Below are 26273 nucleotides of genomic sequence, written 5' to 3'. Positions count from 1 at the left end.
CAGCAGGCCATTCAATCAACCCGGGGAGGATGAAAATGGTTGCGAACGAAGCAACGATAGATGCGGCGCATTTTCGGCATGCTCTCGGACATTATCCGACGGGCGTTTGCATCATTACGGCACGCAGCGCCGAAGGCGAACTGTTCGGCATGGCCGTTGGGTCGTTCACCTCGGTATCGTTGAGTCCGGCATTGGTCGGCTTCTTTCCCGACAATGGTTCGACAAGCTGGCCCAGAATCCGGGCCTGCGGCAGCTTTTGCGTGAATGTCATCGGCAGCCATCAATTGGGTCTTTGCCGCCAATTTGCCGCACGGGGCGGCAACAAGTTTGAGGGCGTGACGCATCGCCTTTCTCCAGCAGGGCATCCTATCCTGGATGACTGCGTCATGTGGATCGATTGTGCTCTCCACGATGAGGTTGCGACAGGGGACCATAGACTGGTTCTGGGACGGGTCGCCGCGCTGGAGGTCGAGCGTGCCGACCACCCCCTCCTGTTCCTGCGCGGAGCCTATGGCGCTTTCCAGCCACTGTCCTGAGGAAGCATCGCTCCGGCCCTCGCCGCACAGGACCGGCGCAACCGCCGGACCTGATCCGCATCGATATGCGCGGCTCCATGTGACGGGCCGCTTACCGCATATAGCTGCCCCCGTTGAGAAGGATGGTGTCGCCGGTCATCCACGACGCTTCGGAGGAGGCGAGATAGACGGCGAGCGCCGCCGGATCGTCCGGCATCCCTGCCCGGCCGACGACGATCGATGCAATGCGCTCCCCCAGCACCGGATCGGACGCCTTGATCTCGTAGGGAGGGATCATGCCCAGGGCAATCGCGTTGACCGTGACTCCCGATTTGCCGACCTCGGCGGCGAGCGCCCGGGTGAAGCCCAGAGCGCCCGCCTTGGCCGCCGAATAGATCGACACGCCGATGTCGGTCCCTCTCAAGCCGGACGCGGATGAGATATTGATGATCCGTCCCCAGCCCTGATCGATCATGGAAGGCAGCGTCGCCTTGCAACAATAGAGCACGCCAAAAATGTTGACGTCGAACGTGGAATGCCAATCCTTGGGGTCCATATCGACGAATTGCGCCATTTTGACCGCCTCCGCACCGGCATTACCCGCATTGTTGACCAGAATGCCAATCGGCCCCTCAGTTTCTGCAACAGACCGGACGACCCGCGTGGTCGCGTCGAGATCGGTCACGTCGAATATGGCGGGAACGGCGCGCCCGCCTGCATCCACTATCTCTTGCACGACCCGCTCGGCACGGTCGGCATGATAATCGTTTACAGCCACGACAGCGCCCCTGCTGGCAAGCGCCCTGGCGATTCCCGCGCCAACATTCTGGCCCGCACCCGTGACGAGCGCGACCCTGCCAGTGAGATCGAACATGCTTATGTTTCCACTTCTTCCAATGTCCCGATCCGATCGATCGGATTGTCGTTTATCCGGCAGCCGCCCACCTATGACTTCGTGAGGGCACGCTTCAACGCGCCCATAGAGTCGCGGTCGAGGGCCATGGTGATGTCCGCATCCGGCACAAGATTGAAAGCATGCGGCCCACCGGGATAGATGTGCAGTTCTGTCGAGACACCCGCAAGGATCAGCCGCCGCGCATATTCGAGATTCTCCTCCAGAAAGAGATCGAGCGCGCCGCAGGCGATGAAAGTCGGCGGCAGGCCGGAGAGGTCCTCCGCTCTTGCGGGTGCGGCATAGGGGGAAATGTCCGCCCCGCCTGGCTCGCCGCCGATCAGCGAGCGCCAGCCGAAACGGTTATTATCCTGCGTCCAGATGAACTGGCCGAGATAGGGCGAGGGATCGTCGCGGGTTGCCGTGCGGTCATCCAGCATGGGATATATGAGGTGCTGGAAGGCGACGGGCACCTCGGCACGGTCGCGCGCCAGAAGCACGAGCGCGGCGGCCAGCCCACCACCCGCACTCTCGCCAGTGACGGCGATGGTAGCGGGATCGACGCCAAGCGCCAGGGCATTTTCGTGCAGCCATTTCAGCGCCGCGTAGCAGTCGTTGACGGGTCCTGGATGCGGCGTTTCCGGCGCAAGCCGATAGTCGACCGAGACGCACACCGCCCCGAACGCCCCGGCATAGGCCGCGTCGATCTGCGCGGTCATGTCCGCCGAACCCATGATATAGCCGCCGCCATGGATGTGCAGGATAGCCGGTCTTCCAGAACCGCTCGCCTTGGGAGCGGTGATGATCAGACGCACATCCGGCGCGCCGTCAAGACCCGCTATGCGCTCCTCATACATCTTCAGATCGGCCGCCAGCGGTGCGGGCTGCGGAAGCATCTCAGCCATGGCCACCATCGCGGCTCGGGATTCAGAGAGATGCTCGGCATCGAGCACCACGGAGGGCGCCTGCTCGACCATGGGCAGAATTTGGGGGTCGACGAGATGGCGGGACGGCATGACGTTTTCAGCTCCAATCGATCTTCTGGTGCCCTAAGCTTTCCAGTGAGGCGTTGCGGACGGCCCATGATGGACGCCGCCACCGGGCAATATTTCGCTCATTCGACCGCCGCCAGCAGGGTGCCCTCATTCCCCCCCTCGAACAACGCCGCGAAGGTTTTCGGAATGCGCTCGAAGCCGGGCCTAATGTCGGCGCGGTGAACGATCAGTCCCTGATCCACCCATTGGCGCAATTGCCTGAGCGCGGCGTCCGTCTCGTCTTCATAGTCGGCTTGCAGGAAGCCCTGCATCGTCACGCTCCCATAGATCAGCCGCATCATATTATTGGGGCCTCGGGCCGGGCCACCTTCGGTATAGGTCGCGATCTGGCCGCAGAGTATGATGCGCCCGAACTTCGCCATGTTTTCGATTGCCGCCTGCAATATGTCGCCGCCAACATTATCGTAGAAAATGTCTATTCCGTCCGGGCACAGTTCGCGCAGCTTCTCCTGAACGTCACCGCTTCGATAATCCACGGCCGCGTCCAACCCGCATTCCCCGGTCAGCCACGCGCATTTCCGGGCGCCGCCGGCGATGCCGATCACCCGGCATCCCATGATCTTCCCGATCTGGGCCGCGATCGAACCTGTCGATCCCGCCGCGCCCGACACGACCAGAGTGTCGCCCGCCTTCGGTTTGCCCACTTTGAGAAGCCCGAAATAGGCGGTGCGAGCGTTGAGTCCATAGGTCGTCATGATGTCGATCACCCTCAACCCATCGGGAACGGGCGTCACGGGATGATCGGCTGCGACGCGCTGATAGTCCTGCCAACTCGTAAAGGCGGTGACGCGCATGCCGACCGGTACACCCTCCCGCGCCGAAGCCACAACCTCGCAAGCGGCGGGCGCCGTGACGGGGTCTCCGATGGCAATGGAGGGGTAGAGGCTGTTCCCCGGCGGCTCCATCCAGTTCCGCATGGTCGGCGCACAGAGGAACAGCAGGTTGCGCAGGATCAACTCCCCCGGCCGCAACGATGAACTGTCAGGTATCGATGTCTCGGAATATTCGAAATCGTCCGCGGTGACATTGCTGGTCGGACGACGACGCAGCAACCATTGGCGGTTGACTTCAGCCATTTTTTCCATCGACCAATCCCTCGGCGAGATAATCCTTCACGACCTTGCCAAGGGGAAGCGAGAAATTGGCGGTCTGGACATGACCGGCAAGCATGCGTACCGGCTTGAACAGGTGCCAGGGGTCCACCTCGCTCGGGGAATCGAATGCGACCGAGGCGCGTCCCGCCCAGAGCACGTCGCCCAGCACAGGCGTCTGGTGCAGTCCACCCTCGACGTCCAGCCTGACGAGTTCGGCCGCCGCCGGGCCGCGCTCCGGATCGGATGGCGGAATATAGCGCAGCGACAGGATCGGCAGCCCCTCCACTTCGTCCGGCCGGGCGAGCCGGTCGCGCGAAAGGGTGAAGGTGACCAGCCGCTTGCCCACGGGCCGCTCGATGGTGAAGATGATCTGCTCGGCCTCCTCACGCCAGGCCATGGTCGCAAGCTTCTTGGCATAGCCCCATATCTCCCGGCCGGCGGCCAGAGCAGGCTCGCGATTGGTGAAGATCACCGGTTGATACCAATAGCGCACCCCGTCCACCTCCACGCGAACATGGACATAGGCTTCCAGATAGGGTCCGAAGGTGGTCGAGGGATAGTCGCAGACCCAAAGCTCGCAGACGGGCGGGTTGCTGTCGGGCTTCACGCCGGGAGGGAGCATGCGCGCCACCGCTTCGGCATCGGCTTCATAGGTTGCCCATGCCAGTTTGGCGCCGTGGAAGTGATGGGGCGGCGGCGGATAAAGCGACGCTCCCATCGGCATTGAAAAACCTGACGGCCCCGTCAAATCGATAGCCATGCCCTCTCCTCTCCAGCGGATTATGTTGCGTTCTTACCGGCCAGCGACGGGACCGCCATATTGCAGCACCCGCCAGCCTGTCCTTTTATATTATCCTACAATATTATAATGCCATTCCCGGTCAATTGGCCACATGAAACTACTGCCGGGCCGAAGTTCCCCCGTCGATGACCAGCACCGAACCGTTGCAATAGGAAGCTTCATCGGATGCGAGATACAGGCATCCATAGGCGATTTCCTCCGGCCGGGCCGCGCGGCGCATCGGGGCGATCTGCTCGGCGGCAGTCTCATCCTCAAAGACATTCATCACAGAGGCCACCATGGGGGTGTCGATGAAGCCCGGCGCGACACAGTTGGCGCGAATATTATGCTTCGCATAGGCAACGCACAGCGAACGCGTCAGGTTGATCATCCCCGCTTTGGCGGCCGTATAGGCATGCGCCGCAGCCAGTCCCTGAGAACCGGAGATACTAGCCACATTGACGATGGCGCCCCCGCCATTGCCGATCATGTGCGCCAGCACGGCGCGATTCACTAAATAGCAGGCGTCGAGATTGATGCCGATCACCTCGCGCCACTTGTCCGGCGTCGTGTTCACCACATCGTTCATGCTGCCTGGGCTTTTCTCTTGCCAGCTATAGCCCACGCCTGCGGCATGGACGAGGATGTCGATCCCGCCATAAGCCTCCAGTGTCGCGTCGACCACCTCCTGCGCGCCATGATCGAGGCTGAGGTCCGCCACGACAACGCGGCCCTCACCGCCTGCTTCCGTCACAAGGGCCAATGTCTCATCCAGGCTGGAGCGGGTACGACCTACGCCCACGACCCGGGCCCCTTCGGCAGCGAGCAGCATCATGCACGCACGGCCGACACCGGTTCCCGCCCCGGTAACAATCGCGACTTTATCGGCTACCCTTGCCATGACCTCACCTCTCAAATACAGGCGCCGTCAAAAGGGCGCCTTTTCTCTCTTGCCGATGACGTGGCCATTTCATCCAGCCGCCCCATCGATCAATTTCGGTTTTCTTCCGGCGCCCTGAACGGCGCGGAGTCCAGATATTCGTCGAGCCGTTCTATCCGGCCATCCCGTGTCCGGCAAACCACGCAGGAGGGAAACTCAATCTCATGGCCGTCCAGATGGCGGCCCCAGAAGATATGCTGCTGCACGAATCCGCCCTCGAATGCGCTTACCCGGCGGTCCCGGAAACGCCGCTCAGGATATTGCGCGTCCAGGAAGCCGAGAGCGGCGACCTGATCGGCCAACGTCATCTCCTTGCCATCGGTGTTGTGCCAGATCACAGGATCACCGACATAACAGTCGACCACAGCCTGCATATCGCCCGTCTCGATAGAGTCGAAGAACTTCCGCGCGAGCGCCATGTCGGCGGCCGGCGTTCTGATGGACCCGGTCATGATATATTCTCCCCGCCTTGTTCGCATTTGCGCAGAAGCAGACGCCGACCCTGAAATTGGCTCCCTGAAACCAGCCCAATCATGGCTGGCGCCATCAACCCGGCACGCCCGGCGAATGTCCGGGAGCATAGACGATTTCCGAACATGGCTCAAAGATGCCACTGTTTTCGGACGCGGCATCCAGTGCCGGAGAAACGAACATCTGTTCGGTACCGGCGCGGCGGCCGATTTCGGCCATCACTGCCATGGGATCGTCGGTCTCCATATCGTAGATCGCCACATATCGGTTCCTGATCTCGCCGGCGGTGGTAGCCTTCAGAACGAAACGCTGGGCGGAGATGAATCCGGGGATCGCGACGACATCCGACAGATGCACCTCGTTGTACCAGCCATTATAATCCTGATCCCTGCCCGCGACCGGATCGGTAAATGCGATCAATCTGTATCTGGTCATCTCGACATCCTCTTTTTGCGATCATGAGGCATCCAGCATATCGGTGCAACAACCCCGATTTCAGGAAAGTAACGTGCGATCCCATGACAGGATCGCACGTCCCTAAAATGGATCAACGCAGCCAGGACGGCATGTCATTCCAGATATGTCCGCTCGATGTCCCGCTCGATCCCGCCGTTTTTCAGCCAATCGCGCACAACTTCGGTATAATCCACCGGTCCGCCGAAATAGAATAGATCCAGAAATCCGATCGATGTTCCCTCGGCATTATAATAAGACGGCGTGCATTCTTCGTAGAATTTCGCTCGGGAAAATGCCTTGTCCTTGAGCTTCTCCTGCCAACGCCCTTCCGCCTCGGCAGTGGCCTCGAATGTCCGAACCCTGTTTCTGGCGCAATCCGCTATGATCTCCGCAATCACTTCGGTTTGCGCCTGAAGGGCGAACGGAATGTTGATGGAAAGCGGCCCCTGTGGCCCGAAAGTGACGAAATAATTGGGAAACTGGTTGGTATGAATCCCATGCAGCGTCTTCAGCCCCTGCGCCCAATATTCCGTTATCGACAGACCGTTACGCCCATAGATTTCATAACCCATCTGATCTTCGCTTGAGACGCCGAATCCAAATCCCGTTGCATAGACGATGCAGTCGACTTCATAGGCCTGCCCATCGACGACCACCGCATTCTCGGTGATTTCCGATACACCCTTGCCCTTTGTGTCGACCAGCTTCACATTCTCTCTATTGAATGTCTGCAAATATTCATCGCTGAAGCAGGGCCTCTTGCACATCATATTATACCATGGCTTGAGCGCTTCGGCCGTTTCGGGATCTTTGACGATCTCGTCTATTCTCCTTCGATTGGCCTCCATCTTCTTGAAGTCCGCCATCTGAAGGACGTCCCCCGGCGTGAGTTTATTTTTGTCTGGCGCCGCGAAGTGGAACACTGTCGAGAAGATATCGGTCCACCCATCGGCGACCATGTCCTCTTCCTGGTAGATGCCGCTGACCATGGACTCGAAATTCGTCATGCGCTGCTTTTGCCAACCGTGCGAAAGGGATCCGGCCCATTCGCGGTCGGTAGACCGGTTGGCGCGAACATTGATCGAAGATGGCGTGCGCTGGAAGACATAGAGCTGTTTGGCCCATGCTCCGAGATGGGGGATGCACTGGATTGCCGTCGCGCCTGTGCCGATGATCGCGACTTTCTTGTCCTTCAGCCCGACCAGGTCACCCGTGGGTCCGCCGCCTGTATATTCATAGTCCCAGCGAACCGTGTGGAACGAATGCCCCTTGAACCGCGAAATCCCCGGCACACCCGGAAGCTTGGGCTTGTTCAACCCGCCACCTGCGCGAATGAGGAACCTGGCCCTGAAGACATCGTCCCGATTGGTCTTGACGATCCAGCGGGCGCTGTCTTCATCCCAGGCGACACTCGTGACGGTCGTCTGGAAATAGGCGCGCCGGTAGAGATCGTAATGTTTGCCAAGGCGTTGGCAATGCTCGAATATCTCCTGTCCGCTCGCATATTTGCGGGTGGGGATATAGCCGACCTCTTCCAGCAACGGCATATAGCAATAGGATTCGACGTCGCAGGCGAGGCCCGGATAGCGGTTCCAATACCAGGTCCCGCCGAAGTCGCTCGCTTCCTCGATGATGCAGAAGTCCTCGACGCCCCGCTTTTCAAGATCCGCGCTGGCCAGCAACCCGGAGAAGCCGCCGCCGATGATCACCACCCCGACATCGACCGAGACCGGATCGCGCGCCACGGGTTTCGCGTAGATATCGTCCTTGAAGTGCGCCAGGTCGCCTTCCGCGCTGAGATACTGGGTGGCGCCGTCGGGCCGTAGGCGCTTGTCGCGCTCTTCACGGTATTTCTGACGGAGGGCATCGGGATCCACCTCGATCTCCGAACCGCCAAGTACCTCTTGATCCATATCTCAATCCTATTCCTGACGTTTGCAGATGGTAAGCCGGGTGAACCACCCGGCCTACAGGGTGGGGCGGAAATCATGGCAGGCCCGTGAAACTCCCGGTTTCCCGTGCCATGACAGCCGCCCCCTCAGTCTATTTGGTCCCGAAACCGTAACGAAGCTTCAGGCCCCACATGCGCGGTTCGCCGTAGGTGGCGGTGGTAATGCCATATGAGGAGGCCGAGATCAGCGAGCTCGGTTGCAAGAGATAGGTCTTGTTCGTGACATTGGTGGCGAAGAGCGTCGCGTCCACCGGAGACCCAAGTACATGCTTCCACGTGATATCGAGGTTCAGCAACGACAAGGACGGAGAAAAGCTGTCATCCATCGCATAATAGGCCGCCAGACTGGAACGATAATACCAGTTTCCGCCGATCGTCAGTTCGCCATATTCCGCCGGCAGCGGCAGAGTATATTGCGCCGACAGGTTGACCATGTGCTTGGGCGTGCTTGGCAGCGGACTGAGCGGACAGAAGCCGATACCAGCTACCGGATTTGTCAGCGGATTACTCGGACAGGCGGTTTCCAGTTCACTCGGGCTAAGCCTGTTCTGGTAACGGGCATCCGTATAGGCCCAGGTTGCGCCCAATGTCATACCTTCGAACGGCACGAGCGTCTGTTCCAGTTCGATGCCCTTGATCCTCGCTGCGGCGGCATTGGTAATAATCACCGCGGCCACGCCGCCGGGACCGATCTGATTAACGTTCGCCTGAATATTGGTAAAGCGATCCGTGTAGGCGGCAATGTTGGTGCGCGCGCGCATGGAGCCGATATTATAGTCGAGCTTGGCGCCGACTTCGAAGCTCAGATCATATTCCGGACGATAGGTGGGAACCACACCTCCCGTCGCAACCGTGTTGATGCCTCCGGGCCGATATCCGCGGCTGACCTTCGCATAGACGAGTTTTCTGGGATCGATCTGATAACTGAGGCCGAACGTGCCCGTCACCGCATTCGAACTTTGCCCAGCCTTGGTGCAGGGCACGCTCGCCACGGCGATCATGGCGGGATAGTCCGCAAGATTGGTGACGCACTGCCCATGCGGCATGGCGTTCGGATCGAGGTCTGCAAAGCCCAGATAATTCGCGAACGACGCCTTGACCGTATCCTTGGTGTAGCGCAGCCCCGCGTCAAGCTTCAGGCCCGGAAGGACGCCGGAAAGATCATAGCCAATCTGTCCATAGGCCGCCCTGCTGCGAGTCTTGGGATAGCTGATGATAATTCTTTGCAGCGGTATGCCCAGCTGGCTGACGCTGAAATTCTCCGCTTTTCCTGGCACTTTCTGCCAATCCCAATAGGTGCCAATAGTATAGTTGAGTTTTTTATCGAAGGCGGTTCCCTGAATTTGTAGATCCTCGCTCCACTGCTCCTGATAGAAAGCGGGATCAGGATAGAATTGATTGGGCGTGTCCACCGCCACGACCGAACTTCCATCGAAGTCCGATCCCCAATGGTTTCTGAAATAAATATAAGCCAGGACATTCTTGATTTCTATATCGTCACTCAGACGCCATATAGTCTTATTGACGACATAATGATCCTTGGACTTCACATATAGCCCGTAATTATCTCCCCACATGGAGGAACCGATATTGACTGCGCGCGGCCCCATCGCCTGACCTGCCGCGACTTCCGCTTGCATCTGAGCCGCAAAGGCTGGCCCGTTCAGAACAGAGAGAAGGCCCAGCGGGTTGAAATTGATGAGTTTATTCGAGGTTCCGTTCTCATTGACGGAGTTGTAATTGTAGATAAGCGTGTTTTCAAAATCCTCGGTCGGCTTGAACAACACACTGATACGGGCAGAGTCATAATGCACGTCGTCGAGCTTCCGCCCCGAGCCCAGATTTCGTGTGTAACCGTCACGCCGGTTGATTTCGAAAGCCCCACGCACGATCAATTTTCCGGGAACAATTGGAATGTTGAGCGCACCGGCGGCACCGCGCAGGTCATAATTGCCTGCCTTTGCCTCGACATATCCCTCAAAGCGATCGACGGGCCTCTGCGGCGCAACCATGACGTTGCCGCCGTCGGTGACGCGGCCGAACAACGTCCCTTGGGGACCGCGCAGCACCTGGATGCTCTCCAGGTCGAAGAATTGCCCGCGATTCAGCTTGAGCACAGGGACTTCGGCAAAATAGGTCACCACTGCGGGAAAGAGGGTTCCGCCAGCCTGACTCTGTCCTCTCAGGGAGAAATTGACCGAGTTGCGCGAACCACCGAAGCCAGCATCGGCATTGAGACCGGGCACCGTATATTTGAGGTCCGAAACCTCGAAATTCCCGCGACTGGCGATCTGCTCCTGCGTCACGGCGCTGACCGCGACGGGAACCGTCTGCATTCTCTCCTCTTTACGCCGTGCGGTGACGATGATGTCGCTGATGCCATCGCCGCCTGGCTTTGCAGTCGGAACGTCAGACGCAGAGGATTCGGCCGCCGACGCGGAACCTGCTGCCAACAGCATCGCCGCAGCGATGGAAGTCGTGGAGAATAGATGGGTACCCATGTCAGAATCTCTCCCGGAACTATTTTGTTTCTCGTGCAAGATTGTACTATAATTTTATAGGACCACAATAGCAAATCGTGATGCCGGGCCTTGGACGCCCCCGCTGGAGGCAACGCCGCCCACTAGCCATCGCTAGCCGAACCGAACGGCCTCAGAGGGCAAATTCCCATGCAGCCGCGACTTCTCAATGCGGCACCGTTCCGGCCGGACCGCACTCCGCTCGACTGAACCAGCCAGCCAAGTGCGCGTCCGGCAATATCCTGATCCGTGCCCCCCACCGAAATCCGTCGAAGGACATCCGAGGCCAGCGCGGATCGCGCCCTACAGCTGAAATTCTTCCTTCAGCGCGATCTTGTCAGCCATGGGGCCGCTATAATGTTCGGGCGCGGTATAGATGCGGCCGACTGGAATCTTGCTTGGACGCCAACCCATCAACGCCTGCAGTTCCGGGTCGAAGGTGGCGGCACGCTCCTGCGCCACCGCGACCGTGAAATTCTCCTGCGGCCTGGCCCAGTTAGCAACATAAGCGACGGTCATGCCGTGACGGACTTCATCCGCCGTCCGGTTCGCTCCGCCGCCGTGATAAATGGAGCCCAGGGTGAAGAGCGCGCTCCCCGTGGACATCTCGGCCGCTATGGTTTCATAGGAAGCGGACTTCTCGAAATCCGGATATTGATCGAAGAGATGGCTACCGGGGATGACCCTGGTAGCACCATTCTCTTCCGTGAAATCACTCAACGCCAGGATGACATTGACGAAATAGGTCGGATGATCCCGAGGCAGCAGGTGGGTATAATCGTCCGCATGAATAATCTGGGCCGGCTCGCCCGGCCCGATCGAAACCGAACCGTAGCTGCTCAAAAGGCAGTCCTCGCCGATGGTCGCGCGCACCACAGGCAGCACCTTGGGCGCGATGGGGATCTGCTGGAAGATCGGCGCCGCGTTCAGAAGGTCGAAATAGCGGGCCGTCCTGTGGCCGTGGAAATCCTGCACATGGGCCCGCCGCCACTTGCCCTTCATGCGCCCGAACTCAGCCACCAGTTCGTCGCAGAGGGCAGAATCGATCGCGTCCGGCATGATCGAATATCCATTCGCGATCAGATCGTCGCGATGCCGGACAGTGAGATCGTCGAGCTCAAGGGCACTATCGTTCATGGTTCTCTCCAAGTCCATTTTGTTTCTCACAAGCGATTGTACTATAATCTTATAGGACCACAATATGAATCGTAAGGCGAGTCCGCTATAATTCAGCAGCGGTCATGCTGCTTGGGGGAAAATCACCTGCCGCTATGAAACGGCCTGTCCTGGCCCGGCGACCCATGTTCCGCGCCGATGATGGTCACGATCTTTCCGACCACAAGCCCGCCCCTATTTCCGTCGTTTCGGCGCATGAACCGTTCATGACCTATCAGCGCCAGCCCTTGCGCCCCTTGCCGCCGACAAGGCCGGCCGCGACCCGTTGCTTAAGAAGGGGACGGGGACGGAAACGCTCGCCATAGGCCTCAAACATGATCTGCTGCGCCGACAGGCAAAGGCTGGATGTGGTCGCGTCCATCAACTCGAACGGACCCATGGGATGGCCAAGACCCAGACGGCAGGCAGTATCGAGATCCTCAACGCTCACCACGCCCTCCTCTATCAGGCGGACGGCCTCGATCATGAACATGTGCAACACGCGGTTGATCGCGAAGCCCGGCACATCCTTCACCCGGATCGGGACCTTGCCCGTGGCTTCGGCAAGCGCATAGGCCCGCGCCACACAGGCTTCGCTGGTAAAGATCGCGGGGACCACCTCCACCAGCTTCATCCGACTGACCGGCGAGAAATAATGCATGCCGATAAAATCCGGACGCCGCGCCTCACCGACATGCGACGCGAGCACCGAAATCGGAATCGTCGACGTATTGGTCGCGATCATCGCGCCCGGGGGAAGCACCTCATCCAGCTGACGCAGGACAAGGGCCTTGACGCCGGCATCCTCGAACACTGCTTCCGTCGCGATGCCGCAGGAGGAAAAGTCGGCGATGTCGACGGTCGGACGGATGCGGGAGAGCGCCTGGGATGCCGCCGGCGCCTCGTAAAACCCTCGTCCGACCCCCTTGTCCAACAGCCCTGCCAGACGGGCCATCGCGCCGTCCAGCGCTGTCCAGTCGCGGTCCAGAAGAAGCACGTCATGGCCCGCCAATGCCTGCACAAGGGCGATTTCGGCGCCCATCAGGCCAGCGCCCGCAACGCCACTCATCTTATTTTGAGTCTGCATCATCATGCTACTATCTTGTTTTACAATATTGTCCTATTACTACCATGACGCATGACCATGCAAGTCGATTCTGGCGAAAGCCGAAAATGCGCGAAAGGGAGGGAACTTATGGCCGATATCGGCTCGGACGTCGTTGGCTTTGAGATGATCGACGATCATATCGCACTTGTTACGCTGCGCCGACCCGAAGCGCGCAACGCAATCAATGGCGCGGCCACCCGCGCGCTGCGCCAGATCGTCGACAAGGTGGAAAAGGACCCTGATATCTGGGTCGCGATCCTGACCGGCGAAGGGGGCAAGGCCTTTTGCGCGGGCGCCGATCTCAAGGAAGTGTCGGCGGGCGGAATGAACGATCTGATCGATCCCGTCGGCGGTTTCGCCGCCTTCGTCCACGCGGACCGGGCAAAGGCATGGATTGCTGCCGTCGATGGGGTCGCGATGGCCGGAGGATTTGAACTCGCACTGGCCTGCGACCTGATTGTCGCCTCCGAGGACGCGCGCTTCGCCCTGCCCGAAGTCAAGCGGGGCCTGGTTGCGGCAGCGGGCGGCATTTATCGTCTTCCCCGGGCGCTTCCGCGCGCGATCGCGCTTGAACTCGTCGCGACCGGAGAGGCCCTGCAGGCCAGCCGGGCCCTGGAGATGGGATTGATCAATCGGATGGTCCCGAAAGCCGACATATTCGACGCGGCGCTCGCTCTGGCCCGGCAGATTTGTGAAAATGCGCCGGTCGCCGTGCGGGAGAGCCTTAAAGTCGCGCGGCTCGCCTTCGACCGGACCGATTCCGATCTCAACCAATTAAGCCTCAGGGCACAGGCGGTCATCATGACCACCGACGATTTCGCGGAAGGCCCACGCGCCTTTATCGAGAAACGCCCTCCTGTATGGGTCGGGCACTGATGCCGGGATATTCCATTATCGCGGCATGACTTCATCCCCTGGCTCCGCCTTTTCATCGAAGCGAGGGCATGACTGATATGATAACAACCCGGAGACATATATGAACAAGAACACGCAACTGGCTCATTCATTCCTTGCGACGATGGCCAGCGACGGACTTCCCGTCGCGATGGAGAGACATTGTAGCGCTGACTTCACATACTGGATGACAGGGGCCGGAGAAATCCAGGAACATGCCGCAGCGGCAAATGCCTATTTTCAGGCCCTGATCGAAGAGGGTAGCGAAACCCTCAGGATAATAGGCACGACTTCGGAAAATGACAGGGTTGCGGTAGAAGCCGAGACGCGCGCGAAGCTGAAATCCGGCAAGGAATATTTTAATCAATATCATTATCTTTTTTCGATTGATGGGAACAAGATTTCTTCCGTTCGCTCCTATTTCGATACGGCACTAGCACAATCGACGCTGAACCCCGGCGCATGATGAAATCCGAGCGCGGGTGATTTAGGGAAGCATCGTCTTCCTGGACGGTTTGACAGCCGGATCGAGCCATTCCGCCATTTTGGTCATCGGATCATGGGAAATCCACCCATGATCCGATGCACCCGTCAGCCCTATTCCCTCGTCGGGAACGTGGCCTTTTCAACTCCCTCCCGTGCAGTGGAAGAAGTTTCGACCCGACGGCAATGATACCACGCCCATCCATGAACGATATGGAAGTCAGCCCCTGTCACGCGGCCATTTCACGGAAGTAGCAAGACCCAGTTTACGGAAAAGACCGGCATCGGCATCCGTCCCGGCATTGCCGGTCGTCAACAGTCGGTTCCCGGTGAAGATGGAATTTGCCCCGGCCAGGAAGCAGAGCGCCTGCGTGGTCTCGCTCATGCTCTCACGCCCCGCCGACAGCCGCACCACCGCGCCCGGCATCGCGATCCGCGCGACGGCGACGGTGCGGATGAATTCGATATCGTCGATGGGGGCGGGAACATCCTTCAGCATATCGCCGAGCGGCGTGCCTTCAATCGGCACCAGCGCATTGATCGGCACGCTGCCCGGATGTTCGGGTAAGGTCGCCAGCGCATGGATGAAGCCGATCCGGTCGGTCCGGCTCTCGCCCATGCCAACGATGCCGCCCGAGCAGACGTTGATGCCGCTTTTTCGGACCCGCGCCAGCGTATCGAGCCGGTCGTCGAAGGTCCGTGTCGAAACCACCTTCTCATAATATTCGGGAGAGCTGTCGATATTGTGGTTGTAATAATCGAGCCCCGCTTCCGCCAGCCGCTCGGTCTGCTCGTCGGAGAGCATGCCGAGTGTCATGCAGGTCTCAAGCCCCATCGCCCTGACGCCCTCGATCATCGCCACGATGACATTCATGTCGCGATCCTTGGGGCTGCGCCACGCCGCACCCATGCAGAAGCGTTCGGAACCGCTTGCCTTGGCCGCGCGCGCCGCTTCCAACACCTCGTCCACGGCCTTGAGCTTTTCGGCCTTTACGTCGGTGTCGAAAGACGCCGACTGGCTGCAATAACCGCAATTCTCGGCGCAGCCGCCGGTCTTGATCGAAAGCAGCGTGGAAAGCTGGACTGCGTTCGGATCATGATGCGCGCGATGCACCTTCTGCGCCTGCCAGAGTAGGTCGTTGAACGGCAGATCGAACAGCGCGGAGATTTCGGCGCGAGTCCAGTCGGTTCTTATGGTCGCGTCGGCTGCTCCGGCATCTTCCTCGAACGGAAGCGCTTTTTCGATCACGTCATTCATCACCGTCATTTCGCTGGCTCCCTAAATCTTCTCGAAGAGCGTGGCGTTAGCCATGCCGCCGGATTCACACATCGTCTGAAGACCGAAACGGCCGCCGCTTTCATCGAGCGCGGCGAGCAGGTTGATGAGCAGGCGACCACCGGACCCTCCGGCGGGATGACCCAGCGCAATCGCACCGCCATAGCGATTGACCCGATCCGGTGACACGCCCAGATCCTTGATCCAGGCGAGCGGAACGGAGGCGAAAGCCTCATTGACTTCGAAAGCCGCTATATCGCCGATCGACAGCCCCGCGCGATCGAGCAGCTTGCGGGTGGCGGGCATGATCGCGGTGAGCATGAGGAGCGGATCGTCGCCCGCGACCGCAAAATGCGTGATCGCGGCGCGCGGCTTCAGGCCCAGCCGCGCGGCCACGCTTTCTTCCATGATGAGCGCCGCCGCCGCGCCGTCTGTGACCTGGCTTGCATTGCCAGCGGTCACACTCCAGCGGATTTCGGGAAAGCGAGCGGACATGGCCGCATCCTCGAACGCGGGTTGGAGCATGCCCAGCCGCTCCAGCGACGTCTCGCGGCGCAGCCCCTCATCATGGGTCACCCAGCGGGCACCCTCCGGGGCTGGAACCTCGACGGGAATGATGCTGCGCGCCGTAAGCCCGCTGTCCTCCGCAACTGCGGCGAGACGGTGCGAACGCAGCGAGAAGGCGTCCATCTCTTCTCGCGAAACATTCCATCGTGCCGCAATGAGTTCGGCGGAGACCCCCTGGCGTATGAACCCGTCCGGATAGCGCGCCTTGAGCCGCACCCCGTCGGCGTCCTTGCCGAGCCGGTTGGCGCGCATCGGAACAAGGCTCATCATCTCGACGCCGCCAGCGATCACGATGTCATAGGCGCCCGCCATGACGCCCTGCGCCGCGAAATCAAACGTCTGCTGGGCCGACCCGCATTTGCGGTCGAGGGTCACGGCAGGCACGCTTTCCGGAAAGCCCGCCGCCAGCGCCGCCTGCCGGCCGATATTGCCCGCCTGTTCACCGACCTGAATGACGCAGCCGGTGATGACATCCTCTACCAGTGCCGGATCGATGCCCGTGCGCGCCACCAGACCACGCAATATCTGTGCGTAGAGATCGACCGGATGGAGCCCGTCGAGCGCCCCTCCCGCGCGGCCGCGGCCAAAGGGCGACCTTACGACATCGACAATGACGGCGCGGCGCATGGTCAACGGCTCAGCATCAGCGACAGGCCGGCGCTGCGGAACTGCACATAGGGCGAAGTCGCGGTTTTCATCAGCCTGGCCGCCTGATCGAGTTCAGGCGACGACAGCATTGGATAGGAGCGCCTGAGCGGCCCCGCCTCGCGCATTTTCTGCAGATCGGATTCCGGCATCAGCGCGCGTAGAATGAGTTCGTCGTCGTCTTGGGTGCCGTAACGCTTGCGCAATTCCTCGATGGTCGGCTGTTCGGGCGGATGATCGAGGACATGCTTCGCGCGCGGACAGTTCATGATCCGATCGAGCACATTGGCATCGATGGGCGCGACCGGCTCACCATAATAGCCCGCCGCATATTCGACGATTTCATCGGGGATGATGGCATAGCGCTCCCCCTTCACCACGTTCAGCACCGCCTGGATGCCGACCAGCTGGCTAAAGGGCGTCGCCATGCCGGGATATCCCAGTTCGCGGCGCACGACCGCGACTTCCTTGAGCACCTCATCGAAGCGTTCGGACATCCTGTGCTGGGCCAGCTGCGCCTTGAGCGTGCCGATCATGCCGCCGGGAATCTGATGCAGGGTCGAGAGCACATTATATTCATTATGCTGGTTGACCAGGAAGCCCGCCGCCTTGCCGACCTTTTCGAAATGATCGGCGACCGGGGCGAACAGGCTCTTGTCGAGGCTGTGGGTGTGGCCGAGCAGTTCGATATTGTCGACCACGCTCTCGGTAGACGGCACTGACGGGCCGTTGGCCATCGGCCGGCTCGCGGTGTGCAGGATGGTGACGCCCAATGGGATCGAGTCGAGATAGGCCTTGCCTGACTGGCCGAGGATGTTGTTCGCATGGAACTCGATCCGCTTGCCGCGTGCCTTCGACACGATCGCGGGGAGCAGCGTCGTCAGCCGCTCCTTCTCAAGCACGCCAGCCGTGTCATAGAGCAGGATGGTGTCGATATCGTCCGACGCCGCAAGCTTGTCGACCTTGTCGGCATAATAAGCGTCGTCATGGACGGGAGAGAGCGTGAACATGATCGCGCCCGCTACCTCCGAACCGAATTCCTTCGCGACCTTGGCAAGCCGCAACATCTTGTCGATGTTGAACAGCACATCATAGATCCAGAAGCTGCGCGCCCCATGCCGGTTGAGCTGGCGCATCCAGGCATCCATCAGCGCGTCGGGGGTCGTGCGGAAAGTGACGCTAGCGTTGGAACGCATGCCCGAACGGAGCACCGACTGGGGCATCGCCTCCACCAGCGCATCCATCATCGCCCAGGGATTTTCCCGGCAATGGCGGATCAGCACCTCGAAATGGTTCGAACCGGTGAGATCGATCACTCGGAAGCCCGATCGGTCGAGCCAGGAAGCGGCCGGCAGCGCCATGCCCGCCTGCAATCGCATGCCCCACAGGCTCTGCTGCCCGTCCCGGATGGTTTGATCGAGAAATTCCACATGGGCCATGAGGTCAGCGTCCTTGTCGCGCGCGGAAGGCGGGGAGCACGTCAGTCTCCAGCCAGCGCGTATTGATGGAGTTGGTCCGGAAATCCGGATGGGCAATAATGAATTTCAGCAGCGGAATGTTGGTGGCGATGCCTTCGACCTGGAAGTCGTCCAGAGCCTGGGCGAGCCTGTCGACCGCTTCTTCCCGGCTTGCGCCATGCACGATCAGCTTGGCGATCATGCTGTCATAATAGGGCGGCACCATCGCGCCGGATTCCATCGCGCTGTCGACTCGCACGCCGGGGCCGGTGGGTGGCGACCAGCGCGTGATGCGCCCGGGACAGGGCATGAAGTCGCGGTCCGGGTCCTCGGCGATGATGCGGGCCTCGATAGCATGGCCCTGCGTCTGGATATCCTCCTGCGCGAAATCGGCGATGGCGCCGGTCGCGAGGCGGATCTGCGCCTGGATGAGATCGGTGCCGGTAATCGCTTCGGAGACGGGATGCTCGACCTGGATGCGGGCATTCACCTCCATGAAGAAGAAATCCTCGCTGGCGCTGTCGTAGAGAAACTCCACCGTCCCGGCGTTGCGATAGTCGATGGACGAAAGCAGCTGCACCGCCGCGGCATGAAGCCGCTTGCGCACATCGGGCGAGAGGATGGCGGCGGGCGCCTCCTCGATCATCTTCTGGTAGCGACGCTGGATCGAGCAGTCGCGTTCGCCGAAATGGACCACGCCACCCTTGCCGTCGCCGATGACCTGAACCTCGATATGCCGCGCCACTTCGACATAGCGTTCGATGAACAGCGTACCGTCACCGAACGCCTCGCGCGCTGTCGTCACCGCCTGATCGAAAGCCGCGGCCAACTCCTCAGGCGCATGGGCGACGACCATGCCCCGCCCGCCCCCGCCAGCCGACGCCTTGGTGATGACGGGATAGCCGATCTGCTCCGCGAGGCGCAGGGCGTGGGCCAGATCATCGACGGCTTCGCTGCCGCTGGTCATCGGCACATTCGCCGCCTTGGCCATGGCGCGGGCGGAAAGCTTGTCGCCGACCTGCTGGATCGATTCCGGCGTGGGTCCCACGAAGGCGATGCCTTCCTCGGCACAGAGCTGCGCCAGTTCCGCGCGCTCTGACAGGAAACCGTAACCTGGATGCAGCGCCGTGCAGCCCGTTTCCTTGGCGGCATGCACGATCAGTTTCGCGTTGAGATAGGAATCGCGCGCCTGCGCCGGACCGAGCACGACGGCGCGATCCGCCCTGCGCGCGCCCAGACCGTCTCGATCCGCTGCCGAGACTCCCAGAACAGCCTCCATGCCGAGCGCCTGCGCGGCGCGGATCGCCCGAAGCGCGATCTCGCCCCGGTTCGCGACGAACAGCCGTCCTTTCGAGGGGGCCGGATCAGGCATCGGGTTCGATCAGGAACAGCGGCTGGCCATATTCGACCAACTGGCCATCCTGCGCATAGATTTCGCGCACGGTGCCGGTCGCGGTGGCGCGCAGCGTGGTGAACAGCTTCATCACCTCGATCAGGCAGAGTTCGGAATCCTTCGCGACACTCGCGCCCAAGTCTGTGAACATCGGCACGCCCGGCTTGGGCGCCCGGTAGAAGGTGCCAAGGCTGGGCGCGGTGACCAGCACCCAGCCCGGCGGCACGACGGGATCGCCCGCGCTGGCGGAAGGCTGCGCCGCCCCGGCGGGTGCAGGCGCGGGGGCCGATAGCGCTGGCGTTGGAACCGAAGGCAAAGCGGGAACGGAGGGCGCGCCCGCCAGAGCCGAACCGCTGCCGTCCTTGCTGAGGAACAGGTCGAAATCACCGGCTTTGAGGTGCATGACCTTCCACCCGGTGCGTTCGAACAGCGCCATCAGCGCTTCGATATCCTGTGTCGAAATCTCGCTCACGCTTGTCCTTTCAAATTTCGTTGGGGCGTTCGGCCGCCACCAGCAGCGCCGGCAATACCGGCTTTGTTACGATGGTCGCGGCCCCTGCCGCGATCGCTGAGCGAACGGCGCTCGCATCATTGGCGAACAGCGCGCCCGACACGGTCGCGCCGCGCGGCAGCGACGCGAACAAGGCGCTGGCCTCCTCGACATTTTCGTCGAAATCGATGGCGTCGTCTCCGCCGGAGGAGGATGTGACGACAATCGACGCCCTCTCATTGGCCCAGGCCGACAATTGGCGCAGAACCGCATCATCCTCTTCGCTGGGCGTCACCACGGGAAGGGCGCCGGGATAGATTTTGCCCGTCTGACCATCGACAGTCACCGTCTGGCCTTCGAACGCCGCCAATGTGCCCTCCCCGCATCCGACGACGCAGGGCCGGCCGAGCGCGCGTCCGACGACGGCGGCATGGCTTGTCGATCCGCCATGTTCGGTGAGGATCGCGCAGGCGGCGATCATGCCGTGCAGATCGTTGGGACTGGTCGTCGCGCGGGCCAGAACCACCGTTTCGCCCAATCCGGCGCGGCGCTCCGCCTCATCCGAATCCATCACGACGACGCCCACGCCCACGCCGGGCGAGGCGGCCTCGCCGGTCAGTGCCGGGCTGATGCGGTCGGCCGATCCCTCGGCGAGTTGCGGGCTGAGTAGGATGCGCACCTGTTCGCTCGACACCCGCGACAGCGCTTCTCCGGCATCGATCATGCCTTCGGCCACCATGTCGACCGCGATCCGTGCCGCGGCGCGGGGCGACCGTTTCGCCGCGCGGGTCTGCAACAAATAGAGCTTGCCGCCCTGCACGGTGAACTCGATATCCTGGACGTCGCGGTTCTCCTGCTCCAGCTTCCGCGCGGCGGCGAGCAGTTCATCATGCACCTTCGGCATGGTTTCCCGCATCGCCACGAGGGGTTTGGGCGTGTGCTTCCCCGAAACAATGTCTTCGCCCTGCGCGCCGCCAAGATATTCGCCATAGGCTTCCGGAGCGCCGGACAGCGGGTTGCGGCTGAACAGCACGCCCGTTCCCGAACGGTCGCCTTCATTGCCGAACACCATCGCCTGCACCGCGACGGCCGTGCCCAGATCGTGGGGGATGCCGTGATGTTCGCGATACCGCCGTGCGCGGCGCGAATTCCAGGATTCGAATACCGCACGGATCGCCGATTTGAGCTGGGCGCGAACATCGGTGGGCACGCCCTGCCCGGTCTCGCGTTCAATCGCGGCGCGCCACCCCGAAGGGTCGCCTGCGGGGTCGATCTCCAGATCGCCCTTCAGAACGATGTGGGTGTAGAGATCGAGGAAGCGCCGATGGGTATCGCGCGCAAATCCGGCGTCACCGAAATCCGCGGCCAGTTCGGCCTCGGTGGCATCGGTGATGCCAAGGTTGAGGACAGTGTCCATCATCCCCGGCATCGATATCGCCGCGCCCGAACGGACCGAGACGAGGAGCGGACGAGGCCCGTTGCCGAAGGTGCGGCCGGTGCGGCGCTCGAGCCAGGCGATGCCCGCGTCTATCTCATCGGCCAGGCTGTCGGGCTCCATCCCTTCCGCAAGGAAATGCGCGCAGGCGCCGGTGGTGATCACGAATGCCGGCGGCACGCTGAGGCCCAGCGCGCTCATCCGCGCGACCGACCATGCCTTGCCGCCGATCAACGCCTTGTCCGGCAGGCTCGATCCGTCGAGGGCAAGGACCCATTCTCCCAGGGGAAGCGCCATTATTCCACCCTCGTCCGGCCGACGATCCGCAACAGATCCTCGTGCAGTTCAAACCACAGCGTATGATAGCTCTCGATCCGGGCGTCGCTGACCCATTCGATGGCGCCGTCCTCGGCCTTCTCCAATGCGGAAAGAAGATGGATCCGATAATAGTTCAGCCGCGGCAGACCTTTGGTGAGCCGGGACAAGATGCTATCGGCGCGCTCGTGCAGGTCACCCAGCCGACCAATGACCTTTTCATCATGGGCGCCATTGCTGTGATCATTGGCGACGCGCTGGCCGGCGACCTCCATCGTCTGCCAATCGGTGATCAGCGCCTTGAGCTGGACATTGATCCTTTCGAACGCCTCATAGGCGGCAAAGAAGTCGGCATCGTCGCGCAGTTCGGCATAGTGCCGGAAATAATCGCTTTCGAGCGCGACGCGCGCGAGCGGGCTCAGCAGATATTTCCCGTTCGCCTCGATCGCGCGGCCGCCCGACGTTGCGACCCGCAAATATTCGGCCGTGTCTGTAGCGCTGAGCCCTATCAGGCCGGCAATCTCGTCCGGTCCGGCATGCTTCTTGATCGCGAGACCGTGGAGAACAAGGTGCATTGGACTCATGCCGATGCACCCTCCCGGCGCGCCGTCACGGTATCGCGGATCTCGCGCCGCAATATCTTGTTCGCGCCGCTCTTAGGCAGCTCCGGCCAGATCTCGATCGACTTGGGCTGCTTATAATTGGCCAGCCGCTCCTTGGCGAAGGCAAGCACAGCCTGATCGTCCAGACCGGCACGCCCGGCAATCACCGCATGGACCCGGTCACCCCATTTTTCGTCCGGCAGGCCCACGACAGCGGCTTCGACAACGCCGTCATAGCCCAGCAGTACATCCTCGATCTCGCGCGGATAGACATTATAGCCACCCGAAATCAGCATGTCGTTCTTGCGGTCCAGTATGTAGAAGAAACCATCCTCATCCATTCGACCGATGTCGCCGGTGTGCAGCCAGCCGTTGCGAAACGCCTCTGCCGTCGCCTCAGGCCGGTCCCAATAATAGGCCATGAGCTGCGTACCCCGGCACACGATCTCCCCGACCTCGCCCGCCGCGAGGAAATTGTCCTGCTCGTCGACGATGGCAACCTCGACCGTGGAAAAGGGCCGCCCGCACGAGCCGACGCGATCATGATCCTCCGGCTTGAGGCAGGTGATCACCATCGGGCTTTCGGCCTGACCGTAGGTCTGGGCGAAGACCTTGCCGAAGCGTGCTTCGCCGCGCCGCAGCAGGCTGTCCGCAATCGGTGAGGCGCCATAGGCGATACGGCGCAGATCGAGCCGGGCTTCAGCGCAGCCGGGCTGTTCGAGTATCATTGCCAGCATCGTCGGCACAAGGAAGGTCATCGATGCCTTTTCAGCCTCGGCGAGCGCAAGAAAGGCCTGGGGATCGAACTTCTTCATCACCACCGAGCGCACGCCACGCACGAGCGCGGGCAGGAAGAAGGCGCCGGACGCATGCGCGATCGGCGCGGCATGCAGGAAGGTGTCGCCCTCATGCATCTCCGGCATGAGGTCGATGAGGAAGGCGGAAAGCTCCGCCGTCTCGCCGCGCATCGTCAGCGTCACGCCCTTGGGCTTCCCGGTAGTGCCGCCGGTATAGCCGAGGCGATAGGGCACCTCCAGATCGCGGTCGACCGCGCAAGGCGTGGAGGCGCCGGTACGGGTCATCTCGGCAATGGCGTCGGGGCACAAGCAGAAGTCCAGCGTGTCGGGCACGATATCGTCAACGCCGCAGATCACGGCCCGGCTGCCGCTGTCGGTGAGCTTATAGGCGTGGTTGTCCTGCGTTTCCCGCGTATTGAGCGAGACCCGCACCAACCCGGCCTTGGCAAGCGCATAATAAGCGACAAGGCAGTCGATACCGTTGGGCAGAAGCACGCCGACGCGGTCGCCGGGCTGGAGTCCGATGGCGAGCAGCGCGTTGCCCAGCCGGTCGGTCAGAGCATCGAAGTCGCGGAAGCTGACGATCCTGTCGTCTTCGACAAGGCAAGGCGCGTCCTTATAGTGCAAGGCGGCGCGACGGATGATGGAACCGATCTGCATTAATTTTTCTCACTCATCGAGCCGTGATCTTTTCGTGTTCCCGACTGACGTTGCTCAACCTTGTAGAGTTCGTCGGCCATCAGCGTCCCGGCATTATATTTGACCCAGGTCTCGCAGAGGAAACGGTAGCGGTCGGAACAGATTTCCGGCCTGTGCTCCTGCGCAAGACGATTATATTCGGCGAGACTCAACGTGCCCCGACTTGTCCGGTAACGATCGACCTTCGGGTCGAGATTATTGGTGCCCGGCTGGGGCGGCCCCGCGCTCGGCACATAATCCTCGCCGTTCAGGATGGAGAGCGGCACCGGCGTAAACATACGCCTGGCGGCATCATTGTGCTGCATCATCGTGAAAGGAGAGACTTGCTGGCTCGGAAGGGTCAGGCTGCCGACCAGTTCGTTCAGGACGCTATTGCCATATTCATCGTTGAGCAGCGGCCGGAAGCGCTCCGCACGCGGATCGATCTCCAGCCAATCCTCGACCTCGAACACGCCGGCAACATGGGCGAGATCCTTGATCACCGCGAAATAGGACAGCGCGCCCGCGTCAAGGAGTTGATCGCGCGACCATGCGGCCATGCGCACCCATAATTTGTTGGTGGCGTCCTTCAGCACCTCGTTCAGTTCGAGGAAGGTAGCCGTGAGTTCTTCGCGCGACCCCATCCCAAGAGGCACAAAGCCCTCAGTCAATGGATCGGAAGTATAGAGACCGATGCCGGCAAGCTTCTCCGCCGTGAATTCGGGCGTGGATTCGAAGCTGCCCCAATCGTCGACCAGATGGAAATGACAATCGCGAACCGACATTGTAACGGTGAAATTATTATGCGGAACATCGGCCGCGACACCGTCCAGCCAGGGCAACGAACATTCAGCAAGGTCCATGAAATCGCGAACCAACAACTGGTGCATGTCGTCGAGCCGATAGGGACCGGAATTCGTCAGACTGATCCGGCTCTCGCACGAGACGAGGAAGCCATATTGCGAGGCGGTCGCCATGAACGCCTGCGCAGCGCTGTGCAGTGCATCGCCCGGTTCGCAAGGGAACATATCCGCCTTGAATATCTCAAGCCGGCGATCAGGCAGGATTTGCGCGCGATGACCATATTCCCGGTTGGTCAAATGGCCGTCATTGCGATGCCAGGCGAGTTGGAAACGCTTCCAGAAGTCGAGCACATAGACAATGTCCTCCACCGCATCCTGGGGCCTGAGCATACCCAGCGAGATCAGCCATTCGCGACCCAGCAGGTAAAAAGCGGGAAGACACCAGCCCATGTGGGAATTCTGAATCTTGATGCCCATGTTGCGGCTGCGGTCGGCGATGTCCTCCGCCTTCATCCGCGCTTCGATCTTCCGGAGCAGCGCCGGATAGCGGTAGAAGGCATTCAGGTAGGAAAACATGATATAGGCCGATACCGGAAACAGTTTCGACCCCTGCACCGTTCGCGTCACGCACAGCCAATAGGTTTCGTCGCCCACATTCTGCATGAGGTTGTTCGCCTCAAGCAGCTGGATATAGCTGAGGGTTTTCATATTGTCCGTCATGCGATTTTCCACACACGCGCGCGCATTTCCATGCCGCTCTGATAGGATTCGGCGGTACGTGCGGCGGCGCTGGTCTCTATCAGAACACGCTCCCCCTCGCGAATGCCGCTGATCCGTGCATTCATCAGGCAGGGTATGCCATATTCGCGCGTCAGGATGCCCAGATGCGAACGAACGGTACCGCCGGCACAGATCACACCCTTGAACCCTTCCAGGATCGGCGCGGTGAGCGTTCCGCCGCTGTCGTCGATGATTGCTATCGTATCTTCGGGAACGCCGTTCTTCATGAAGTCGATCACGCGCTCGCTGGTGCGGATGTAGCGCGCGATCCCGCCGGTATCGGTCGGGCAGCGCACAACATTGTCACCGACGCCCCGCTGTTCGCGCCCCTCGGCATCGACCGGCGCGACGATCGCGTCCGGATGCTCGAAACTGAAATCAGGATCGTCAATCGCGCCTTCCACGACCGCGTAGATATCGGGCCGGTCCCGCACGGAAAGCATGGACGACCAGGCAAAGCGATAACCGGTGTCGAGAATCCGGCGCTCGATCGCTTCCATATCCGCTTTGGCCACAAGCCTGTCGGAAGAACCGAACGCGAAGCTCGCCCAGCTTTCGCCACTCTCACTCCATCGTTTTCGCACCAGATCCCGGACGGCGTTGTGCACCGCCTCGACCAGCAACGAGGCGGGTGCCTCTCCATAGCGGTCTCGATCGGTATACAATCTTCCCATCATTCCCCTCGCCGTCGCTCGACCGCCCGGAAGCAATCGCCTTTTCT

The 26273-nt window shown here is 61.0% G+C and carries 24 protein-coding genes; 3 read left to right on the top strand and 21 right to left on the bottom strand.

Annotated elements, in window-relative coordinates:
- Window positions 1-35 precede the first annotated feature (35 nt).
- Window positions 36-536: a flavin reductase family protein gene (locus tag F7P65_RS13410; protein WP_150292506.1), complete on the top strand. Its 501-nt coding sequence runs from the start codon at window positions 36-38 to the stop codon at window positions 534-536.
- A 91-nt stretch (window positions 537-627) separates the two neighbouring features.
- Here the strand turns inward: F7P65_RS13410 and F7P65_RS13405 are convergent, their stop codons facing one another.
- From F7P65_RS13405 to F7P65_RS13355, 11 genes are all read right to left on the bottom strand, one after another.
- Window positions 628-1389, bottom strand: coding sequence for an SDR family NAD(P)-dependent oxidoreductase (locus F7P65_RS13405; protein WP_150292504.1), 762 nt, complete (start codon window positions 1387-1389; stop codon window positions 628-630).
- 71 nt (window positions 1390-1460) lie between these two features.
- The gene (locus F7P65_RS13400) at window positions 1461-2423 is read right to left on the bottom strand and encodes an alpha/beta hydrolase (RefSeq protein WP_150292502.1); all 963 of its coding nucleotides are present in this window, start codon (window positions 2421-2423) and stop codon (window positions 1461-1463) included.
- Window positions 2424-2521: 98 nt separating this feature from the next.
- Window positions 2522-3538, bottom strand: coding sequence for an NADP-dependent oxidoreductase (locus F7P65_RS13395; protein WP_150292500.1), 1017 nt, complete (start codon window positions 3536-3538; stop codon window positions 2522-2524).
- Window positions 3531-4316: an acetoacetate decarboxylase family protein gene (locus F7P65_RS13390; RefSeq protein ID WP_150292498.1), complete on the bottom strand. Its 786-nt coding sequence runs from the start codon at window positions 4314-4316 to the stop codon at window positions 3531-3533. The genes F7P65_RS13395 and F7P65_RS13390 overlap by 8 nt, the downstream gene beginning before the upstream one ends.
- Before the next feature lie 139 nt (window positions 4317-4455).
- Entirely contained in the window at window positions 4456-5238 is a 783-nt protein-coding gene (locus F7P65_RS13385) for an SDR family NAD(P)-dependent oxidoreductase (protein WP_150292496.1), read from the bottom strand.
- Window positions 5239-5327: 89 nt separating this feature from the next.
- Complete coding sequence (locus F7P65_RS13380) at window positions 5328-5729, bottom strand: nuclear transport factor 2 family protein (protein WP_162854612.1); 402 nt, start codon at window positions 5727-5729, stop codon at window positions 5328-5330.
- 94 nt (window positions 5730-5823) lie between these two features.
- Window positions 5824-6183, bottom strand: a complete 360-nt coding sequence (locus F7P65_RS13375) for a DUF4286 family protein (RefSeq protein WP_150292492.1) — start codon at window positions 6181-6183, stop codon at window positions 5824-5826.
- 134 nt (window positions 6184-6317) lie between these two features.
- Entirely contained in the window at window positions 6318-8117 is a 1800-nt protein-coding gene (locus tag F7P65_RS13370) for a flavin-containing monooxygenase (RefSeq protein WP_150292490.1), read from the bottom strand.
- 130 nt (window positions 8118-8247) lie between these two features.
- On the bottom strand, window positions 8248-10656 hold the full coding sequence (locus F7P65_RS13365) for a TonB-dependent receptor (RefSeq protein ID WP_150292488.1): 2409 nt from the start codon (window positions 10654-10656) through the stop codon (window positions 8248-8250).
- A gap of 321 nt (window positions 10657-10977) precedes the next feature.
- Window positions 10978-11811 carry a phytanoyl-CoA dioxygenase family protein gene (locus F7P65_RS13360; RefSeq protein ID WP_162854611.1) on the bottom strand — a complete coding sequence of 278 codons (834 nt, stop codon included), beginning with the start codon at window positions 11809-11811 and terminating at the stop codon, window positions 10978-10980.
- A gap of 253 nt (window positions 11812-12064) precedes the next feature.
- Window positions 12065-12922 carry a 3-hydroxyacyl-CoA dehydrogenase family protein gene (locus F7P65_RS13355; RefSeq protein ID WP_205452059.1) on the bottom strand — a complete coding sequence of 286 codons (858 nt, stop codon included), beginning with the start codon at window positions 12920-12922 and terminating at the stop codon, window positions 12065-12067.
- Window positions 12923-13024: 102 nt separating this feature from the next.
- Here F7P65_RS13355 and F7P65_RS13350 point away from each other — a divergent pair, with 102 nt between their 5' ends.
- Window positions 13025-13813 (top strand): enoyl-CoA hydratase-related protein, encoded by a 789-nt coding sequence (locus F7P65_RS13350; RefSeq protein ID WP_150292482.1) that lies wholly within the window; start codon window positions 13025-13027, stop codon window positions 13811-13813.
- Window positions 13814-13913: 100 nt separating this feature from the next.
- The gene (locus tag F7P65_RS13345; protein WP_150292480.1) at window positions 13914-14297 is read left to right on the top strand and encodes a nuclear transport factor 2 family protein; all 384 of its coding nucleotides are present in this window, start codon (window positions 13914-13916) and stop codon (window positions 14295-14297) included.
- Between the two features lie 237 nt (window positions 14298-14534).
- Here the strand turns inward: F7P65_RS13345 and bioB are convergent, their stop codons facing one another.
- From bioB to F7P65_RS13295, 10 genes are read right to left on the bottom strand one after another with little or no spacing between them, the layout of a single operon-like run.
- On the bottom strand, window positions 14535-15572 hold the full coding sequence (gene bioB, locus F7P65_RS13340; protein ID WP_150292660.1) for a biotin synthase BioB: 1038 nt from the start codon (window positions 15570-15572) through the stop codon (window positions 14535-14537).
- Window positions 15573-15593: 21 nt separating this feature from the next.
- Entirely contained in the window at window positions 15594-16784 is a 1191-nt protein-coding gene (locus tag F7P65_RS13335) for a thiolase family protein (protein WP_150292478.1), read from the bottom strand.
- A gap of 2 nt (window positions 16785-16786) precedes the next feature.
- Window positions 16787-18241, bottom strand: a complete 1455-nt coding sequence (locus F7P65_RS13330; RefSeq protein WP_150292476.1) for a pyruvate carboxylase — start codon at window positions 18239-18241, stop codon at window positions 16787-16789.
- 4 nt (window positions 18242-18245) lie between these two features.
- The gene (locus tag F7P65_RS13325) at window positions 18246-19631 is read right to left on the bottom strand and encodes an acetyl-CoA carboxylase biotin carboxylase subunit (protein ID WP_150292474.1); all 1386 of its coding nucleotides are present in this window, start codon (window positions 19629-19631) and stop codon (window positions 18246-18248) included.
- Window positions 19624-20124: an acetyl-CoA carboxylase biotin carboxyl carrier protein gene (locus F7P65_RS13320; protein WP_240334292.1), complete on the bottom strand. Its 501-nt coding sequence runs from the start codon at window positions 20122-20124 to the stop codon at window positions 19624-19626. The genes F7P65_RS13325 and F7P65_RS13320 overlap by 8 nt, the downstream gene beginning before the upstream one ends.
- A 10-nt stretch (window positions 20125-20134) precedes the next feature.
- A complete protein-coding gene (locus F7P65_RS13315; RefSeq protein ID WP_150292472.1) occupies window positions 20135-21874 on the bottom strand; it encodes a pyruvate, phosphate dikinase in 1740 nt (579 codons plus the stop codon).
- Window positions 21874-22476 carry a hypothetical protein gene (locus tag F7P65_RS13310; RefSeq protein ID WP_150292469.1) on the bottom strand — a complete coding sequence of 201 codons (603 nt, stop codon included), beginning with the start codon at window positions 22474-22476 and terminating at the stop codon, window positions 21874-21876. The genes F7P65_RS13315 and F7P65_RS13310 overlap by 1 nt, the downstream gene beginning before the upstream one ends.
- Window positions 22473-23951, bottom strand: coding sequence for a class I adenylate-forming enzyme family protein (locus F7P65_RS13305; RefSeq protein WP_150292467.1), 1479 nt, complete (start codon window positions 23949-23951; stop codon window positions 22473-22475). The genes F7P65_RS13310 and F7P65_RS13305 overlap by 4 nt, the downstream gene beginning before the upstream one ends.
- Window positions 23951-25492: a hypothetical protein gene (locus F7P65_RS13300; RefSeq protein WP_150292465.1), complete on the bottom strand. Its 1542-nt coding sequence runs from the start codon at window positions 25490-25492 to the stop codon at window positions 23951-23953. Before F7P65_RS13300 ends, F7P65_RS13305 begins: the two co-directional genes overlap by 1 nt.
- Complete coding sequence (locus F7P65_RS13295; RefSeq protein WP_240334291.1) at window positions 25489-26229, bottom strand: PEP-utilizing enzyme; 741 nt, start codon at window positions 26227-26229, stop codon at window positions 25489-25491. The genes F7P65_RS13300 and F7P65_RS13295 overlap by 4 nt, the downstream gene beginning before the upstream one ends.
- Window positions 26230-26273 lie beyond the last annotated feature (44 nt).

Origin of the sequence: Sphingobium estronivorans (assembly GCF_008692605.1) — a bacterium.
GTDB lineage: Bacteria > Pseudomonadota > Alphaproteobacteria > Sphingomonadales > Sphingomonadaceae > Sphingobium > Sphingobium estronivorans.
This window is presented reverse-complemented; position numbering and strand designations above follow the sequence as displayed.

Bases quoted from the DNA above. Each gene is read 5' to 3' on its own strand.
- F7P65_RS13355 (WP_205452059.1), bottom strand. From the start codon at position 12,922: ATGATGATGCAGACTCAAAATAAGATGAGTGGCGTTGCGGGCGCTGGC.
- F7P65_RS13365 (WP_150292488.1), bottom strand. From the start codon at position 10,656: ATGGGTACCCATCTATTCTCCACGACTTCCATCGCTGCGGCGATGCTG.
- F7P65_RS13375 (WP_150292492.1), bottom strand. From the start codon at position 6,183: ATGACCAGATACAGATTGATCGCATTTACCGATCCGGTCGCGGGCAGG.
- F7P65_RS13325 (WP_150292474.1), bottom strand. From the start codon at position 19,631: ATGCCTGATCCGGCCCCCTCGAAAGGACGGCTGTTCGTCGCGAACCGG.
- F7P65_RS13370 (WP_150292490.1), bottom strand. From the start codon at position 8,117: ATGGATCAAGAGGTACTTGGCGGTTCGGAGATCGAGGTGGATCCCGAT.
- F7P65_RS13385 (WP_150292496.1), bottom strand. From the start codon at position 5,238: ATGGCAAGGGTAGCCGATAAAGTCGCGATTGTTACCGGGGCGGGAACC.
- F7P65_RS13310 (WP_150292469.1), bottom strand. From the start codon at position 22,476: ATGAGTCCAATGCACCTTGTTCTCCACGGTCTCGCGATCAAGAAGCAT.
- F7P65_RS13295 (WP_240334291.1), bottom strand. From the start codon at position 26,229: ATGATGGGAAGATTGTATACCGATCGAGACCGCTATGGAGAGGCACCC.
- F7P65_RS13390 (WP_150292498.1), bottom strand. From the start codon at position 4,316: ATGGCTATCGATTTGACGGGGCCGTCAGGTTTTTCAATGCCGATGGGA.
- F7P65_RS13395 (WP_150292500.1), bottom strand. From the start codon at position 3,538: ATGGCTGAAGTCAACCGCCAATGGTTGCTGCGTCGTCGTCCGACCAGC.
- F7P65_RS13380 (WP_162854612.1), bottom strand. From the start codon at position 5,729: ATGACCGGGTCCATCAGAACGCCGGCCGCCGACATGGCGCTCGCGCGG.
- bioB (WP_150292660.1), bottom strand. From the start codon at position 15,572: ATGAATGACGTGATCGAAAAAGCGCTTCCGTTCGAGGAAGATGCCGGA.
- F7P65_RS13315 (WP_150292472.1), bottom strand. From the start codon at position 21,874: ATGGCGCTTCCCCTGGGAGAATGGGTCCTTGCCCTCGACGGATCGAGC.
- F7P65_RS13360 (WP_162854611.1), bottom strand. From the start codon at position 11,811: ATGAACGATAGTGCCCTTGAGCTCGACGATCTCACTGTCCGGCATCGC.
- F7P65_RS13335 (WP_150292478.1), bottom strand. From the start codon at position 16,784: ATGCGCCGCGCCGTCATTGTCGATGTCGTAAGGTCGCCCTTTGGCCGC.
- F7P65_RS13305 (WP_150292467.1), bottom strand. From the start codon at position 23,951: ATGCAGATCGGTTCCATCATCCGTCGCGCCGCCTTGCACTATAAGGAC.
- F7P65_RS13405 (WP_150292504.1), bottom strand. From the start codon at position 1,389: ATGTTCGATCTCACTGGCAGGGTCGCGCTCGTCACGGGTGCGGGCCAG.
- F7P65_RS13350 (WP_150292482.1), top strand. From the start codon at position 13,025: ATGGCCGATATCGGCTCGGACGTCGTTGGCTTTGAGATGATCGACGAT.
- F7P65_RS13300 (WP_150292465.1), bottom strand. From the start codon at position 25,492: ATGACGGACAATATGAAAACCCTCAGCTATATCCAGCTGCTTGAGGCG.
- F7P65_RS13330 (WP_150292476.1), bottom strand. From the start codon at position 18,241: ATGGCCCATGTGGAATTTCTCGATCAAACCATCCGGGACGGGCAGCAG.
- F7P65_RS13410 (WP_150292506.1), top strand. From the start codon at position 36: ATGGTTGCGAACGAAGCAACGATAGATGCGGCGCATTTTCGGCATGCT.
- F7P65_RS13345 (WP_150292480.1), top strand. From the start codon at position 13,914: ATGAACAAGAACACGCAACTGGCTCATTCATTCCTTGCGACGATGGCC.
- F7P65_RS13400 (WP_150292502.1), bottom strand. From the start codon at position 2,423: ATGCCGTCCCGCCATCTCGTCGACCCCCAAATTCTGCCCATGGTCGAG.